Source organism: Streptomyces sp. NPDC101165 (assembly GCF_044768135.1).
Classification (GTDB): Bacteria; Actinomycetota; Actinomycetes; order Streptomycetales; family Streptomycetaceae; genus Streptomyces.
In genome coordinates this window covers 155,760-169,702 of the sequence record NZ_JBIWPG010000016.1, presented here as the reverse complement: position 1 = coordinate 169,702, position 13,943 = coordinate 155,760, and the positions used below count along the sequence as shown (strand labels likewise).

Annotated in this window: 20 protein-coding genes and 1 pseudogene; all 21 read left to right on the top strand. The window is 66.7% G+C overall.

All coding sequences use genetic code 11. The annotated features are described in order from the left end of the window. Positions 1 to 20 precede the first annotated feature (20 nt). The 21 genes and pseudogenes from ACIRVH_RS31425 to rplE all read left to right on the top strand — a co-directional run bounded on the left by ACIRVH_RS31425 (position 21) and on the right by rplE (position 13,943). Positions 21 to 461: a hypothetical protein gene (locus tag ACIRVH_RS31425; RefSeq protein ID WP_403960139.1), complete on the top strand. Its 441-nt coding sequence runs from the start codon at positions 21 to 23 to the stop codon at positions 459 to 461. A 45-nt stretch (positions 462 to 506) separates the two neighbouring features. After that, on the top strand, positions 507 to 2,663 hold the full coding sequence (locus ACIRVH_RS31420) for a hypothetical protein (protein WP_403960136.1): 2,157 nt from the start codon (positions 507 to 509) through the stop codon (positions 2,661 to 2,663). Next, complete coding sequence (locus tag ACIRVH_RS31415; RefSeq protein WP_403960133.1) at positions 2,663 to 3,196, top strand: hypothetical protein; 534 nt, start codon at positions 2,663 to 2,665, stop codon at positions 3,194 to 3,196. The genes ACIRVH_RS31420 and ACIRVH_RS31415 overlap by 1 nt, the downstream gene beginning before the upstream one ends. Before the next feature lie 295 nt (positions 3,197 to 3,491). Further along, positions 3,492 to 3,650: pseudogene (locus tag ACIRVH_RS31410) on the top strand (hypothetical protein); the annotation flags it as partial. 9 nt (positions 3,651 to 3,659) lie between these two features. Continuing rightward, positions 3,660 to 4,052: a hypothetical protein gene (locus ACIRVH_RS31405; protein ID WP_403960130.1), complete on the top strand. Its 393-nt coding sequence runs from the start codon at positions 3,660 to 3,662 to the stop codon at positions 4,050 to 4,052. A gap of 35 nt (positions 4,053 to 4,087) precedes the next feature. Beyond that, complete coding sequence (locus ACIRVH_RS31400; protein ID WP_403960127.1) at positions 4,088 to 6,094, top strand: hypothetical protein; 2,007 nt, start codon at positions 4,088 to 4,090, stop codon at positions 6,092 to 6,094. Between the two features lie 23 nt (positions 6,095 to 6,117). Next, positions 6,118 to 6,633: a hypothetical protein gene (locus tag ACIRVH_RS31395; RefSeq protein WP_403960124.1), complete on the top strand. Its 516-nt coding sequence runs from the start codon at positions 6,118 to 6,120 to the stop codon at positions 6,631 to 6,633. A gap of 592 nt (positions 6,634 to 7,225) precedes the next feature. Continuing rightward, positions 7,226 to 7,534, top strand: a complete 309-nt coding sequence (gene rpsJ, locus ACIRVH_RS31390; protein ID WP_003948644.1) for a 30S ribosomal protein S10 — start codon at positions 7,226 to 7,228, stop codon at positions 7,532 to 7,534. Positions 7,535 to 7,552: 18 nt separating this feature from the next. Continuing rightward, on the top strand, positions 7,553 to 8,197 hold the full coding sequence (rplC, locus tag ACIRVH_RS31385; protein WP_062706771.1) for a 50S ribosomal protein L3: 645 nt from the start codon (positions 7,553 to 7,555) through the stop codon (positions 8,195 to 8,197). Between the two features lie 8 nt (positions 8,198 to 8,205). After that, complete coding sequence (rplD, locus tag ACIRVH_RS31380) at positions 8,206 to 8,859, top strand: 50S ribosomal protein L4 (protein WP_403960121.1); 654 nt, start codon at positions 8,206 to 8,208, stop codon at positions 8,857 to 8,859. After that, the gene (rplW, locus tag ACIRVH_RS31375) at positions 8,859 to 9,278 is read left to right on the top strand and encodes a 50S ribosomal protein L23 (RefSeq protein WP_145886671.1); all 420 of its coding nucleotides are present in this window, start codon (positions 8,859 to 8,861) and stop codon (positions 9,276 to 9,278) included. The genes rplD and rplW overlap by 1 nt, the downstream gene beginning before the upstream one ends. Positions 9,279 to 9,318: 40 nt before the next feature. Then, on the top strand, positions 9,319 to 10,155 hold the full coding sequence (rplB, locus tag ACIRVH_RS31370) for a 50S ribosomal protein L2 (RefSeq protein ID WP_403960118.1): 837 nt from the start codon (positions 9,319 to 9,321) through the stop codon (positions 10,153 to 10,155). Positions 10,156 to 10,167: 12 nt separating this feature from the next. After that, positions 10,168 to 10,449, top strand: a complete 282-nt coding sequence (gene rpsS, locus ACIRVH_RS31365) for a 30S ribosomal protein S19 (RefSeq protein ID WP_003992359.1) — start codon at positions 10,168 to 10,170, stop codon at positions 10,447 to 10,449. A 44-nt stretch (positions 10,450 to 10,493) separates the two neighbouring features. Beyond that, a complete protein-coding gene (gene rplV, locus ACIRVH_RS31360; RefSeq protein ID WP_019329637.1) occupies positions 10,494 to 10,841 on the top strand; it encodes a 50S ribosomal protein L22 in 348 nt (115 codons plus the stop codon). Beyond that, the gene (gene rpsC / locus ACIRVH_RS31355; protein WP_055706471.1) at positions 10,841 to 11,659 is read left to right on the top strand and encodes a 30S ribosomal protein S3; all 819 of its coding nucleotides are present in this window, start codon (positions 10,841 to 10,843) and stop codon (positions 11,657 to 11,659) included. The genes rplV and rpsC overlap by 1 nt, the downstream gene beginning before the upstream one ends. 5 nt (positions 11,660 to 11,664) lie before the next feature. Further along, on the top strand, positions 11,665 to 12,084 hold the full coding sequence (gene rplP, locus ACIRVH_RS31350) for a 50S ribosomal protein L16 (protein ID WP_007443989.1): 420 nt from the start codon (positions 11,665 to 11,667) through the stop codon (positions 12,082 to 12,084). Next, positions 12,084 to 12,308: a 50S ribosomal protein L29 gene (rpmC, locus tag ACIRVH_RS31345; RefSeq protein WP_018564811.1), complete on the top strand. Its 225-nt coding sequence runs from the start codon at positions 12,084 to 12,086 to the stop codon at positions 12,306 to 12,308. The genes rplP and rpmC overlap by 1 nt, the downstream gene beginning before the upstream one ends. Continuing rightward, the gene (rpsQ, locus tag ACIRVH_RS31340; protein ID WP_018543912.1) at positions 12,308 to 12,592 is read left to right on the top strand and encodes a 30S ribosomal protein S17; all 285 of its coding nucleotides are present in this window, start codon (positions 12,308 to 12,310) and stop codon (positions 12,590 to 12,592) included. Before rpmC ends, rpsQ begins: the two co-directional genes overlap by 1 nt. Positions 12,593 to 12,691: 99 nt before the next feature. Further along, complete coding sequence (rplN, locus tag ACIRVH_RS31335) at positions 12,692 to 13,060, top strand: 50S ribosomal protein L14 (RefSeq protein WP_003998823.1); 369 nt, start codon at positions 12,692 to 12,694, stop codon at positions 13,058 to 13,060. Positions 13,061 to 13,062: 2 nt separating this feature from the next. Further along, positions 13,063 to 13,386 (top strand): 50S ribosomal protein L24, encoded by a 324-nt coding sequence (rplX, locus tag ACIRVH_RS31330; RefSeq protein WP_402631495.1) that lies wholly within the window; start codon positions 13,063 to 13,065, stop codon positions 13,384 to 13,386. Continuing rightward, entirely contained in the window at positions 13,386 to 13,943 is a 558-nt protein-coding gene (rplE, locus tag ACIRVH_RS31325) for a 50S ribosomal protein L5 (protein WP_067119440.1), read from the top strand. The genes rplX and rplE overlap by 1 nt, the downstream gene beginning before the upstream one ends.

The window sequence follows — 13,943 nt, the reverse complement described above, 5'->3', positions numbered from 1 at the left end:
TGCAGACGGGGGTTGGCATCATGGCAGGAAGTGGCGGCGAACAGGCCGTGCGTATGCGGCTCAACCAGTACCCGGCCGACCCGGGTGGCGGCGGATCGACGGGTGGCGGCGGGCCCGACCTCGCGTCCTCTCCCGCCGAGAAGAAGGCCGCGGCGAACACGCTCCACAACGAGATCGAGCCGCACACCACGACGGCGGGGGCCTGGGCGGACGACGAGACGAGCGCGGTCGTGAAGGCGTTCGACGCGAAGGACGGGCATGGCTGGGTCACCTCCGGTGCCGTGAGCAAGGCGCACAAGACCTGGGGCGAACAGGTCAAGAACCTGGCGAACCAGTTGTCGGGGGACGAATCGGCTCTCCGGAGCGACAGCACGCTGATGACCGGGACGGACGTCGGGGTGGGCGACAAGGCACGCAAGGTGTCGGTGTTCGACACGTACTCGTCGCCGCCGACGCACTGACGCACAGCCGAGCCCACTCGTACGCCACCGCATCAACGGGGAACCATGCCGACGTACCACGAGATCCTGACGACAGACCTGTCCACGCTCACCACGGCCGCCGAACGCTGGGACGGCATGGCGACGGAGCTCCACAAGCAGGAGACCGCGTACCAGCGGGACGTGCAGGGCATCACCCTGCGCCCGACGTGGGTCGGTGAGAGCCAGCAGGCCGCCAACGCGCGCTTCGGAGTCAGGCTCACGGAGTTCCGGAACGCCCAGACCGAGGCCAAGGCGATCGCTTCCCTCCTGCGCGATGCGCACACCCAGTTCGTGGACCTGCGCAAGAAGCTGGAGTCGGCGCGGGACGACGCCATTGCCAAGGGGATGAAGGTGTCGGACCAGGGCGTGGTCTCGTACGACACCGGGAAGCTCAGCCAGGGGGACCGTCAGGCACTCGCCCACGACCCCGACTACCAGGAGAGCATCCGCACAGCCGTCGCCTCCTGGCAGGCCCGCATCGATCAGTGCGTGAAGGACGTGGACGACGCCGACACGGGCGTCGAGGTCGCCTTCACCGCTGTCATGAAGGGCCCCGACACGGGCCTCGGCAAGGTCCCCGACTTCAACGGCAAGGCCCAGGGCGACATCGAGAAGTACGAGGCCGACGAGGGCAAGGACATCGCGCAGCGCGTCAACTCCGGCAAGGCCACGGCGGCCGACTACAAAGAGCTGCAGCGCCTCGTCCACGACAACTCCGGCGACAAGGCGTTCAGCCAGACCCTGCTGGACGAACTGGGCGCCAAGGGCACGCTGCAGCTCTCCAACAGCCTCGACGGGCTCGCGTACCACGACGACAAACAGCACAGCGGCCAGTACCTGGACATCCAGAAGGGCCTCGCCACCACGCTGGCGACCGCGACCCAGGACCCGCACTCGTCCTTCTACAAGGACTTCCGCGAGGACATGCGCAAGGCCGGAACCGAGCAGTTCAAGGTCGACGGCCTCAGTCCCATCCCGGACGAGAAGGTCCGCGGCTACCAGAGCCTCGTCACGCTGATGCAGCAGGGGCACGGCTACAACGGGCAGTTCCTGGAGGACACCGCGGACGACATCCGGCATGCGGAGGAGTCGTACACGGCCAAGGGCAACACCGAGTCCATCTGGGCCCTGCGGGACAAGTTCAGCGGCAAGGACCGGGGTTGGTTCGCCAACGATCCGCTCGACGGGGTGCTCGGCGTCATGTCCCACGATCCGAAGACCAGCAGCGCGTACTTGGACCCTGCGCACACCGACAACCTGGACTATCTGCTCCACGGGCGGGACTGGGACACCGTCATCGACCACTACGCGACCCCGCCGGGCGGGACCACGACGGGCATGCCGGTCATGGCGGCGGACGGAGACGACCGGAAGGGCTTCGGAGACGCCCTGGCCGCGGCCGCCACCGGCGTCGACCCGGACGGCCCGCGTCCCATGAGCCCGACTTCGCACACCGACGCCAACAACCGCGTGTTCGTCCACGCGCTCGATGTTCTTTCCGGGCAGGGCGACGACATGCCGGCCTCACTGCGCGACGACATGGCGAAGATCCTGGTCAATCACGGTCATGAGACGTACGTGGCGATGAGCGACCCGAGCGGTGGTCGGCACCCCGCCGACGGCCCGAACCTGGACCGTGACCAGGTCCTGGAGATGACGAAGCAGATATCGCGGAGTCAGGACACCTACAACCTGCTTCACGAGGGCATGAACCACGCCATCATGGACGACATCCACGACCCCTCGCGCCACCCGGAAGACACCCTGCACTCCGCCGGCACAGCGATCGGCTTCATGGAGGAGGGCCGGTACCTGGCACTCAAGGGCGACCAGCACGACTACACCTGGGACAAGGCGTGGAGCTATCACGCGTCCGGGGCGCTGCTCAATTTCATCCCGGTGTACGGGGACATCTATCAGCGCGGTGCCGACGCGCTCACCAGCGCGTGGATCATGGACGAACAGCAGGATCAGGCGGCCAAGCTGACCAGCGACAGCCAGGCGACGTACCACCTGCGCCAGAACCAGCTCAATGCCATCGCCCACCAGTGGTACGCGGCCAACCCGGACTGGGCCGACAGCCACACCGGCTACTCGCACGACCAGGGCATGTACGACCAGATCAACGGGGCGGCCAACGACGGCAACGCACGCGCCCGTGGCATGGCGGGAGCGCAGTGATGACGAACCTGAGGCGTACGGCGACGGCCCTGGTGTGCGCCGCCGTCATGGCTGTGGCGACCGGCTGCAGCGGCAGCACCCAGGCCACCGTTCCCGCCGAGTTCTGCAAGGTCCCGGTGCCGAAGGGGGCCCTGTCACCGCTCATCCCGAAAGACGGATCGGTGAAGCAGACGTACACGGCCACCCAGGCACAGCCGGGTGCGGCCTGCGCCCTGAGCGCCGGCGGCCACCGGGTGCTGTACGTCGACATCACGCGCTGGGACCGCGCCCCGGACCCGGTGGACTGGAAGGCCGTGGCAGCACCGTTCAAGTACGCCGCCGAGCGGGCCGTGTCCTTCCCGGGACATGCGGCGATCGGAAGCAACCGCGCCGTGGTCCAGGCGAACTGCACCTCTCGGAACACTTACATGTCCTTCGGGGTCTACTTCTTCGGCGACCGCGTCGAGAACACCCCCACCGGCTACAAGAAGCTGCAACGGTTCGTCGACGCCCTCGTACCGAGGGAAACCAAGAAATTCGGCTGCACCAAGTGAAAAATGCTCGACCGACGGGCGGGAACCGAGGACCGAGACGCTCGCGCTGCTGAAGACGGGTGGCGGTCGCGACCACCAACAGCGCGAAGCGCGTGCCTCGACGACTCCCGCGAGAGCGCGTTCGTGGCCCGCGGCGACGCCCTCGACAGGTTGCGGTGACGCCGCCTGCCTGATCCACAGGCGCCCACAAGCCGCGCGTTGCGCTCCACCCAAACGGAACCCCTGCTCGATGAGCAGGGGTTTTCATGCGCGCAGCGTGATCGTGGAGTGGTAGGGGCAGGGCCGGACGGCTGCTGTCAACGCGACAGCCACGAGACACACCGTGACGAAGATCGGCGTGCACCGGTTGAAGTTCTGGACGGTGGATCTCACGGTGGTGCTGCAGCGGCTCGTGTTCGACACGGGCGGGCTGCTGGTGCTGTACCTGGGTCCCCTGGAGAGTCGACGGCTGTAACACGGCGATGTGGCGCTACGGCGCCGCGGCGAGGGGTGGACGGTGGGCGGGCTGGTCGTTGGTCACGGGGCGAAGGGGCTGGCGTCCTCGCCCGCCGAGAAGCGGGCGGCGGTCAGGGCGATCCAGGACCACATCGAGCCGCAGACCCGTAGGGCCGGGAACCGGGCGGACGAGGAGACCGCTGCGGCGGTCAAGGCGTTCGGTGCGCGGGACGGGGACGGCTGGCTGACCTCGGCGGCGTTGCGGAAGGCCCACGAGACGTGGGGCGGTCAGGTGCGGAACCTGATGGACCGGCTGGGCTCGGAGCGGGATTCCCTGGGCAGCGCGAACACGGTACTGACGGCCACGGACCTGGCGGCCGGGGCGCGGGTCCGGCAGCTGTCCCCGCTGGACCGGTACTGACGGGCACGGCCGGGATGCCGACGTACCACGAGATCATGAGCGCCGACCTCTGCGCGCTGACCTCCGCCGCCGAGCGCTGGGAGGGCATGGCGGGGGAGTTCTCGCAGCAGGAGCGGGTGTACCGGCGGGATGTGTACGGCATCACGACGGGACCCGCCTGGACGGGGATGAGTGCGGAGGCGGCGCACGGGCGCTTCGACGTCACGCTCAAGGAGTTCCAGTACGCGCAGACGGAGGCGAAGGCGATCGCCTCCCTGCTGCGGGACGCGCATGCGCAGTTCGTGGAGCTGAAGGGACGGCTGGTGGCGGTGCGTGCGGAGGCGGTGGCGACGGGGATGCGGGTGTCGGAGCGAGGCCTGGTCAGTGCCGGCTCCGACCAGGAGGTGGGGGACGAGTCGGCCGTACGGTCCTGGCAGGACCGGCTCGACAAGGCAGTGCGGGACGTGACGGACGCGGACACCGGCGTCCAGCTCGCGCTCACGGCGGCGGTCGTCGACCCGGACCCACTCGTCGGGGGCCGGGGCTTCAACGGCAGGGCGATGGGGGACGTCGAGAGGTACGAGGCACTGGAGACGGAGGGGGCGCTGGACAAGCTGAGCGCCGGCCGGCCTCTCTCTGGGCGCGAACTGGCCGAACTGCGACGGCTGTTCCGCGACAACTCCGACGACGAGGCATTCTCCCGCACGCTGCTGGACGACCTGGGTGCGGCGGGCACGATCCGGCTGACCAACGAGCTGAACGACCTGATCCATGTGCGGGGCGGGGCGGCCGTGGGCGCGTATGCCTCGATCGAAACGGGCCTGGCGGACACGCTGGCGACGGCTACGCGGGACACGGACTCGGCCTGGTACAGGCACTGGCGCGCGGCGATGCGGCACGCCGGCGTCGAGCACTACGCCACGGACGCGCAGGGGGAGCGGCTGGACAAGGCGGTGGGGTATCAGTCGCTGGTGACGCTCATGGAGCGGGGGCATGGTTATGCGCCGCAGATGCTCGAGGGCCTGGCCGACGACATGATCGCGGCGGAGAAGCGGGACCCCGGGATCTGGCGGATGAAGGGCGGGTACTCCGGCGAGCGGGGTGGCTGGTTCGCCAACGATCCGGTGGACGGGGTGCTCGGCATCATGAGCCACGATCCGAAGACGGCGGCGCACTATCTGGGCTCGGACGCGCACATGAAGTACCTGGTGCAGGAGCGTGACTGGCAGATCACCCTGCATGATCCGAGGGACTCGGACGTGGGCACGTACGAGGCCCGTACCGACGGAGACGACCGAGCGGGGTTCGGGGCGGCGCTCCAGGCGGCGGCGACGGGGATCGATCCCACCGACAAGCACGCGCATTATGCGGCTCACACCCGTGCGAACGATGCGGTCTTCAGATCGGCACTGGGCTACCTGGCCGACAGCGGCGACAAGTTCCCCCCGTCCCTGCGGCAACCCATGGCCAGCATCCTCGTCAATCACGGGAGCACTGTGCATGCCTCGATGAGCGAGGTCGACATTTCTAGGTCACCGCTGGACCAGGGTGACCTCTTCGAAGTCGCAAAACAAATCTCCAAGGACAAGGATGCCTATGGCACGTTGAACGGCGGGTTGAATCAGGCGATGGTCTCGAGCATTCATGGCGATCACTCAAAGTCAACAGAGTCTTTGCTCCGCGCTGGTCGCACGGTCGGTTTTCTCGAGGAGGCGCGTATTCAGGCGCAGGGCGACCCGAAAACAGCAACATTTGAAGCGAAGCCGCTCTTCGACAAGGCAATCAGCTACATCCCTATCGCGAGCGGTGACGTGCAGGCGGGTTTCGACTACGTCACGGGGAAATGGTTGGAGGACGAGCAGAAGAGATTGGACGACCAGCAAACCGAACACAACGCTGGGGCCTATGAAGCAAGGAACGGTCAGCTGATGGCGCTTGCGGACGAATGGCACAAGGCCCATTTCTCGCGCGGTCATGCGAGCTTCGGAACCAGGACGATGGTTGCTGAGGCATCCGAGAGCGGTGCCGAGCATGCCGCTGGCGTATCGGGGGAGCAGCCATAGTGAACATGCGCCTACGGGGAGCGTTGCTGAACCTCGCCGCTCTGTCGCTGGTGGCTGTCACGACGTCCTGCGCCGGTTCCTCTCATCAGGCGTTTCCCGAGGTTATTTGCGGAACGCGCATCAGCCCCGATCTTATGCGGCGTCTAGTGGCCGCAAGGGATGATTTCCATGAGCTCAACCGGGTCGACCGCTCCGAAGCCATCTCGGCCCCATGCGCCCTGCTGTCCGGAAAAGACCCGGTCGTCAAACTTCACTTCTGGTGGGCCGACGGGCCGGTCAACCTCAGATATATGGCCGAGGAGACCGGACCCGTGTCAGGTGTCACGAATGCCCGAGAGATCGACTTCGAGTACAAGGCAGTAGTCGGAACTGATGGTGCTGTTGCCGCTGCCCGGTGCAAGTCGAAGGCTGGTGACCATTTCGCGCTCACCCTCCAGCTCCCCCAAATCAAACTAACGGATCAGACCCACCGCAAGGACATCGAAAAGTTCATGCGTGCCTACTTTCCTGCCACCGTCAAGACTCTCGGCTGCAAATAGGAGTCCGCCAGGGGCGTGTAGGGAGTCCTTCGGTGGCCCGAGCCGGGCGCGAGAGCAGGTTGGTGTGCACCGTGTTCGTGGGGGAGGGTTCGATCAGTGGGCCCCGGCACAGGGGCTCGGTGACCGGACCGTCACGCGCCGCGCAACCCGCTCAAGGTCGACAGCCCATGGTCGTCGGGCCTGTGTTTGACCTGCGTCACCCTGGGGGTATTCTCTCCAGCCCGATTGGCCAGCCCCCCACCCCATATGGCAGACTGTCGGAGTTGCTCGGTCGAGTGTTGATGCTGCGCGCCTCCCGCCGGGAGGACCGGAAGCGAGTCCCACAGTACTCGTCGCCCTAACTGCCTGCGGGCAGCACTGGGGCGGACGTACGGGAATCTTCCGGGAAGTGTGGTGCGGCACCGACCAGGCGCCCGGTGGGCCTTCCGCCCCTGGCTTGCGGTTCCGGAAGGGCCGTGTGCATTCCCCGCAGGGATGTTCGAACAAGGGACATCTGTGTCAGCGGGAGCGCGACACGCCCGACCGCGTGGGTCGGAGAAGGAAGTCAGGAACACCGGGTTCCAGAGCGAAGAGACAGGACTACTGAGTAGCCATGGCGGGACAGAAGATCCGCATCCGGCTCAAGGCCTACGACCACGAGGTCATCGACTCCTCGGCGAAGAAGATCGTCGAGACGGTGACCCGCACTGGTGCGTCGGTCGCGGGCCCGGTGCCGCTGCCCACTGAGAAGAACGTGTACTGCGTCATCAAGTCGCCGCACAAGTACAAGGACTCGCGCGAGCACTTCGAGATGCGCACGCACAAGCGCCTGATCGACATCCTCGACCCGACGCCCAAGACCGTTGACTCTCTGATGCGACTCGACCTCCCGGCCGGTGTCGACATCGAGATCAAGCTCTGAAGGCCGGTGATCTGAGAGATGGCTAAGCAGATCAAGGGCATCCTGGGCGAGAAGCTCGGCATGACGCAGGTGTGGGACGAGAACAACCGTGTTGTTCCGGTCACCGTCGTCAAGGCCGGCCCCAACGTCGTGACCCAGGTTCGCACCAACGACGTCGACGGCTACGAGTCGGTCCAGATCGCCTTCGGCGAGATCGACCCGCGCAAGGTGAACAAGCCCCTCAAGGGCCACTTCGCCAAGGCCGACGTCACCCCCCGTCGTCACCTCGTCGAGATCCGTACCGCGGACGCCTCCGAGTACACGCTCGGCCAGGAAGTCACCGCTGAGGTCTTCGAGGCCGGCGTGAAGGTCGACGTCACCGGCAAGAGCAAGGGCAAGGGCTTCGCCGGTGTCATGAAGCGTCACAACTTCAAGGGCCTCGGCGCCGGACACGGCACCCAGCGCAAGCACCGCTCGCCCGGTTCCATCGGTGGCTGCGCCACCCCGGGCCGCGTGTTCAAGGGCCTCCGCATGGCGGGCCGCATGGGCAACGAGCGGGTCACCACCCAGAACCTGACCGTCCACGCCGTTGACGCGGAGAAGGGTCTGCTGCTCATCAAGGGCGCGGTTCCCGGTCCGAACGGCGGCCTCGTCCTGGTCCGCACCGCGGCCAAGGGGGCCTGAGGTAACCGATGAGCACTGTTGACATCCTTTCGCCGGCGGGCGACAAGGCCGGTTCCGTCGAGCTCCCCGCGGAGATCTTCGACGCCAAGGTCAGCGTTCCGCTGATCCACCAGGTCGTCGTCGCGCAGCTGGCCGCTGCCCGTCAGGGCACGCACAAGACGAAGACCCGTGGCGAGGTCCGTGGTGGTGGCAGGAAGCCTTACCGCCAGAAGGGCACCGGTCGCGCCCGTCAGGGTTCGACCCGCGCGCCGCAGTTCGCCGGTGGTGGCGTCGTGCACGGTCCGCAGCCGCGTGACTACTCGCAGCGCACCCCGAAGAAGATGAAGGCCGCCGCCCTGCGCGGTGCCCTCACCGACCGGGCGCGTCACAACCGCATCCACGTCGTCTCCGGCGTGGTGGAGGGTGCGAACCCGTCCACCAAGGCCGCGAAGAGCCTGTTCGGCAAGATCTCGGAGCGCAAGAACCTGCTCCTGATCGTCGAGCGCGCCGACGAGGCCGCGTGGCTGTCCGCCCGCAACCTGCCCCAGGTCCACATCCTGGAGCCGGGCCAGCTGAACACGTACGACGTTCTCGTCTCGGACGACGTGGTCTTCACCCAGGCCGCTTTCGAGTCCTTCGTGTCCGGCCCGAAGGCCAATGACACCGAAGGGAGCGAGGCCTGATGGCTACGCGTCACCCGAGCATTGCCTCGAAGGCCGCCAAGGCCGCCAAGGCCGCGCGCGTCGCCAAGGCGCGTCGCCACGCCACCGAGGGCAAGAACACCGTCGAGACCCCGCTGAGCAAGTCGTACACGGACCCCCGTGACGTGCTGCTCAAGCCGGTCGTCTCCGAGAAGAGCTACGCGCTCCTCGACGAGAACAAGTACACGTTCATCGTCGACCCGAACGCCAACAAGACCCAGATCAAGCAGGCCGTCCAGGCGGTCTTCTCGGTCAAGGTCACCGGGGTCAACACGATCAACCGCCAGGGCAAGCGCAAGCGCACGAAGACCGGTTTCGGTCAGCGTGCCGGCAGCAAGCGCGCGATCGTGACCCTCGCCGAGGGCGACCGTATCGACATCTTCGGCGGTCCGACCGCCTAAGGGCGGTCCGGATCGTCCGATATCGGACGAGGACTGAGAAATGGGAATCCGCAAGTACAAGCCGACTACGCCGGGCCGTCGTGGCGCCAGCGTCGCCGACTTCGTCGAGGTCACGCGGTCCACGCCGGAGAAGTCGCTGGTCCGCCCCCTGCACAGCAAGGGCGGCCGTAACAACGCCGGTCGTGTGACCGTTCGCCACCAGGGTGGCGGACACAAGCGCGCCTACCGCGTGATCGACTTCCGTCGTCACGACAAGGACGGCGTGCCGGCGAAGGTCGCGCACATCGAGTACGACCCCAACCGCACCGCGCGCATCGCGCTGCTGCACTACGCCGACGGCGAGAAGCGCTACATCCTCGCCCCGCGCAACCTGCAGCAGGGTGACCGCGTCGAGAACGGTCCCGGGGCCGACATCAAGCCGGGCAACAACCTGGCCATCCGCAACATCCCGGTCGGTACCACGATCCACGCGATCGAGCTCCGTCCCGGTGGCGGTGCCAAGTTCGCCCGCTCCGCCGGTGCCTCCGTGCAGCTGCTCGCGAAGGAGGGCCAGATGGCCCACCTGCGCATGCCGTCCGGTGAGATCCGCCTGGTCGACGTCCGCTGCCGCGCCACCATCGGTGAGGTCGGCAACGCCGAGCAGAGCAACATCAACTGGGGTAAGGCCGGCCGTAAGCGGTGGCTGGGCGTTCGCCCGACCGTCCGTGGTGTCGTCATGAACCCGGTTGACCACCCGCACGGTGGTGGTGAGGGCCGGACCTCCGGTGGCCGCCACCCTGTGTCCCCGTGGGGCAAGAAGGAAGGCCGTACTCGTTCGCCCAAGAAGGCGTCGAACAAGTACATCGTCCGCCGCCGCAAGACGAACAAGAAGCGCTAAGGACGGGTTGAGATGCCTCGTAGCCTGAAGAAGGGGCCCTTCGTCGACGACCACCTGATCAAGAAGGTGGACGCCCAGAACGAAGCCGGCACCAAGAACGTCATCAAGACCTGGTCCCGCCGCTCGATGATCGTCCCGGCCATGCTGGGCCACACGCTGGCGGTGCACAACGGCAAGACCCACATCCCGGTGTTCGTCACCGAGTCGATGGTCGGCCACAAGCTCGGCGAGTTCTCGCCGACGCGCACCTTCCGGGGCCACGTCAAGGACGACCGGAAGTCGAAGCGCCGCTAGTAGCGGATCGCATTCAGACACGTAAGTAACTGAGAGGGACAACCATGGAAGCCAGGGCCCAGGCGCGGTACATCCGCGTTACGCCCATGAAGGCCCGCCGCGTGGTGGACCTTATCCGTGGCATGGACGCCACGGAGGCTCAGGCTGTTCTGCGATTCGCTCCGCAGGCAGCCTCCGTGCCCGTCGGCAAGGTGCTCGACAGCGCCATCGCCAACGCCGCGCACAACTACGACCACACCGACGCCGACAGCCTCTACATCTCCGAGGCGTACGTCGACGAGGGTCCGACCCTGAAGCGGTTCCGTCCGCGCGCCCAGGGCCGTGCCTACCGGATCCGCAAGCGGACCAGCCACATCACCGTGGTCGTCAGCAGCAAGGAAGGAACCCGGTAATGGGCCAGAAGGTAAACCCGCATGGGTTCCGGCTCGGTGTCACGACCGACTTCAAGTCGCGTTGGTACGCCGACAAGCTGTACAAGGACTACGTCAAGGAAGACGTCGCCATCCGTCGGATGATGACGTCCGGCATGGAGCGCGCCGGTATCTCGAAGGTTGAGATCGAGCGCACCCGTGACCGCGTGCGGGTGGACATCCACACCGCTCGTCCGGGCATCGTCATCGGCCGCCGTGGCGCCGAGGCCGACCGCATCCGCGGCGACCTCGAGAAGCTCACGGGCAAGCAGGTCCAGCTGAACATCCTCGAGGTCAAGAACCCCGAGACCGACGCTCAGCTCGTGGCCCAGGCCGTTGCCGAGCAGCTCTCCTCCCGCGTCTCCTTCCGCCGCGCCATGCGTAAGAGCATGCAGTCGGCGATGAAGGCGGGCGCCAAGGGCATCAAGATCCAGTGCGGTGGCCGTCTCGGCGGCGCCGAGATGTCCCGCTCGGAGTTCTACCGCGAGGGCCGCGTGCCCCTGCACACGCTCCGTGCGAACGTGGACTACGGCTTCTTCGAGGCCAAGACGACCTTCGGCCGCATCGGCGTGAAGGTCTGGATCTACAAGGGCGACGTCAAGAACATCGCCGAGGTCCGCGCCGAGAACGCTGCGGCCCGTGCGGGTAACCGCCCGGCCCGCGGTGGTGCCGACCGCCCGGCCCGTGGTGGCCGTGGTGGCGAGCGGCGCGGTCGCAAGCCGCAGCAGGCTGCCGGCGCCGAGGCCCCCAAGGCCGAGGCCCCCGCCGCTCCGGCTGAGAGCACCGGAACGGAGGCCTGACCGACATGCTGATCCCCCGTAGGGTCAAGCACCGCAAGCAGCACCACCCGAAGCGCCGCGGTATGGCCAAGGGTGGTACGACGGTTGCGTTCGGCGAGTACGGCATCCAGGCCCTCACGCCGGCGTACGTGACCAACCGCCAGATCGAGGCGGCTCGTATCGCCATGACCCGCCACATCAAGCGTGGCGGCAAGGTCTGGATCAACATCTACCCGGACCGTCCGCTGACCAAGAAGCCTGCCGAGACCCGCATGGGTTCCGGTAAGGGTTCGCCGGAGTGGTGGATCGCGAACGTTCACCCGGGTCGGGTGATGTTCGAGCTGTCCTACCCGAACGAGAAGATCGCCCGTGAGGCCCTGACTCGCGCAGCCCACAAGCTGCCGATGAAGTGCCGGATCGTCAAGCGCGAGGCAGGTGAAGCGTGATGTCGGCCGGTACCAAGGCGTCCGAGCTGCGCGAGCTGGGCAACGAGGAGCTTCTGGGGAAGCTCCGCGAGGCCAAGGAAGAGCTGTTCAACCTCCGCTTCCAGGCGGCGACGGGTCAGCTCGAGAACCATGGCCGTCTGAAGGCGGTCCGCAAGGACATCGCGCGGATCTACACCCTGATGCGCGAGCGTGAGCTGGGCATCGAAACGGTGGAGAACGCCTGATGAGCGAGAAGAACGTGACTGAGAACGCAGAGGCGCGCGGTTTCCGCAAGACCCGTGAGGGTCTCGTCGTCAGCGACAAGATGGACAAGACCGTCGTCGTCGCTGTCGAGGACCGCGTCAAGCACGCGCTGTACGGCAAGGTCATCCGCCGTACGAACAAGCTCAAGGCGCACGACGAGCAGAACGCTGCGGGTGTCGGCGACCGTGTCCTCCTCATGGAGACCCGGCCGCTGTCCGCGACGAAGCGCTGGCGCGTCGTCGAGATCCTCGAGAAGGCCAAGTAATTCTCCTGCGGGGCATCCCTCGCAGGACAGTTCCGCCAGGCTCCGGGGGCCGCTCGCTGAGCGGCCCCCGGGGAACCGGCAGACACACAGGAGATAGACGTGATCCAGCAGGAGTCGCGACTGCGCGTCGCCGACAACACTGGTGCGAAGGAAATCCTTTGCATCCGTGTGCTCGGTGGCTCCGGTCGCCGCTACGCGGGCATCGGTGACGTCATCGTCGCCACCGTCAAGGACGCGATCCCCGGTGGCAACGTGAAGAAGGGTGACGTCGTCAAGGCGGTCATCGTTCGCACCGTCAAGGAGCGCCGCCGTCCGGACGGCTCGTACATCCGCTTCGACGAGAACGCCGCCGTCATTCTGAAGAACGACGGCGACCCTCGCGGCACCCGCATCTTCGGCCCGGTCGGCCGTGAGCTGCGCGAGAAGAAGTTCATGAAGATCATCTCGCTCGCGCCGGAGGTGCTGTAAGCATGAAGATCAAGAAGGGCGACCTGGTCCAGGTCATCACCGGTAAGGACAAGGGCAAGCAGGGCAAGGTCATCGCGGCCTTCCCCCGCGAGGACCGCGTCCTGGTCGAGGGTGTCAACCGGGTCAAGAAGCACACCAAGGCCGGCCCGACCGCCAGCGGTTCGCAGGCTGGTGGCATCGTCACGACCGAGGCCCCGATTCACGTGAGCAACGTTCAGCTCGTCGTGGAGAAGGACGGCAACAAGGTCGTCACGCGTGTCGGTTACCGCTTCGACGAAGAGGGCAACAAGATCCGCGTTGCCAAGCGGACGGGTGAGGACATCTGATGGCTACCACCACCACTCCGCGTCTGAAGCAGAAGTACCGCGAGGAGATCGCGGGCAAGCTGCGTGACGAGTTCAAGTACGAGAACGTCATGCAGATCCCCGGTCTCGTCAAGATCGTGGTCAACATGGGTGTGGGCGACGCCGCCCGCGACTCCAAGCTGATCGAGGGCGCCATCCGCGACCTCACCACGATCACCGGCCAGAAGCCGCAGGTCACCAAGGCCCGTAAGTCCATCGCGCAGTTCAAGCTGCGTGAGGGCCAGCCGATCGGCGCCCACGTCACGCTCCGTGGCGACCGCATGTGGGAGTTCCTGGACCGCACCCTGTCGCTCGCGCTGCCGCGCATCCGCGACTTCCGCGGCCTGTCCCCCAAGCAGTTCGACGGCCGTGGCAACTACACCTTCGGTCTCACGGAGCAGGTCATGTTCCACGAGATCGACCAGGACAAGATCGACCGCACCCGGGGTATGGACATCACCGTGGTGACCACGGCGACCAACGACGCTGAGGGCCGCGCGCTCCTTCGTCACCTCGGCTTCCCCTTCAAGGAGGCGTGA

Coding starts and splice junctions, on each gene's coding strand:
- ACIRVH_RS31425 (WP_403960139.1), top strand. CDS start 21: ATGGCAGGAAGTGGCGGCGAACAGGCCGTGCGTATGCGGCTCAACCAG.
- ACIRVH_RS31420 (WP_403960136.1), top strand. CDS start 507: ATGCCGACGTACCACGAGATCCTGACGACAGACCTGTCCACGCTCACC.
- ACIRVH_RS31415 (WP_403960133.1), top strand. CDS start 2,663: ATGACGAACCTGAGGCGTACGGCGACGGCCCTGGTGTGCGCCGCCGTC.
- ACIRVH_RS31400 (WP_403960127.1), top strand. CDS start 4,088: ATGAGCGCCGACCTCTGCGCGCTGACCTCCGCCGCCGAGCGCTGGGAG.
- rpsJ (WP_003948644.1), top strand. CDS start 7,226: ATGGCGGGACAGAAGATCCGCATCCGGCTCAAGGCCTACGACCACGAG.
- rplC (WP_062706771.1), top strand. CDS start 7,553: ATGGCTAAGCAGATCAAGGGCATCCTGGGCGAGAAGCTCGGCATGACG.
- rplD (WP_403960121.1), top strand. CDS start 8,206: ATGAGCACTGTTGACATCCTTTCGCCGGCGGGCGACAAGGCCGGTTCC.
- rplW (WP_145886671.1), top strand. CDS start 8,859: ATGGCTACGCGTCACCCGAGCATTGCCTCGAAGGCCGCCAAGGCCGCC.
- rplB (WP_403960118.1), top strand. CDS start 9,319: ATGGGAATCCGCAAGTACAAGCCGACTACGCCGGGCCGTCGTGGCGCC.
- rpsS (WP_003992359.1), top strand. CDS start 10,168: ATGCCTCGTAGCCTGAAGAAGGGGCCCTTCGTCGACGACCACCTGATC.
- rplV (WP_019329637.1), top strand. CDS start 10,494: ATGGAAGCCAGGGCCCAGGCGCGGTACATCCGCGTTACGCCCATGAAG.
- rpsC (WP_055706471.1), top strand. CDS start 10,841: ATGGGCCAGAAGGTAAACCCGCATGGGTTCCGGCTCGGTGTCACGACC.
- rplP (WP_007443989.1), top strand. CDS start 11,665: ATGCTGATCCCCCGTAGGGTCAAGCACCGCAAGCAGCACCACCCGAAG.
- rpmC (WP_018564811.1), top strand. CDS start 12,084: ATGTCGGCCGGTACCAAGGCGTCCGAGCTGCGCGAGCTGGGCAACGAG.
- rpsQ (WP_018543912.1), top strand. CDS start 12,308: ATGAGCGAGAAGAACGTGACTGAGAACGCAGAGGCGCGCGGTTTCCGC.
- rplX (WP_402631495.1), top strand. CDS start 13,063: ATGAAGATCAAGAAGGGCGACCTGGTCCAGGTCATCACCGGTAAGGAC.
- rplE (WP_067119440.1), top strand. CDS start 13,386: ATGGCTACCACCACCACTCCGCGTCTGAAGCAGAAGTACCGCGAGGAG.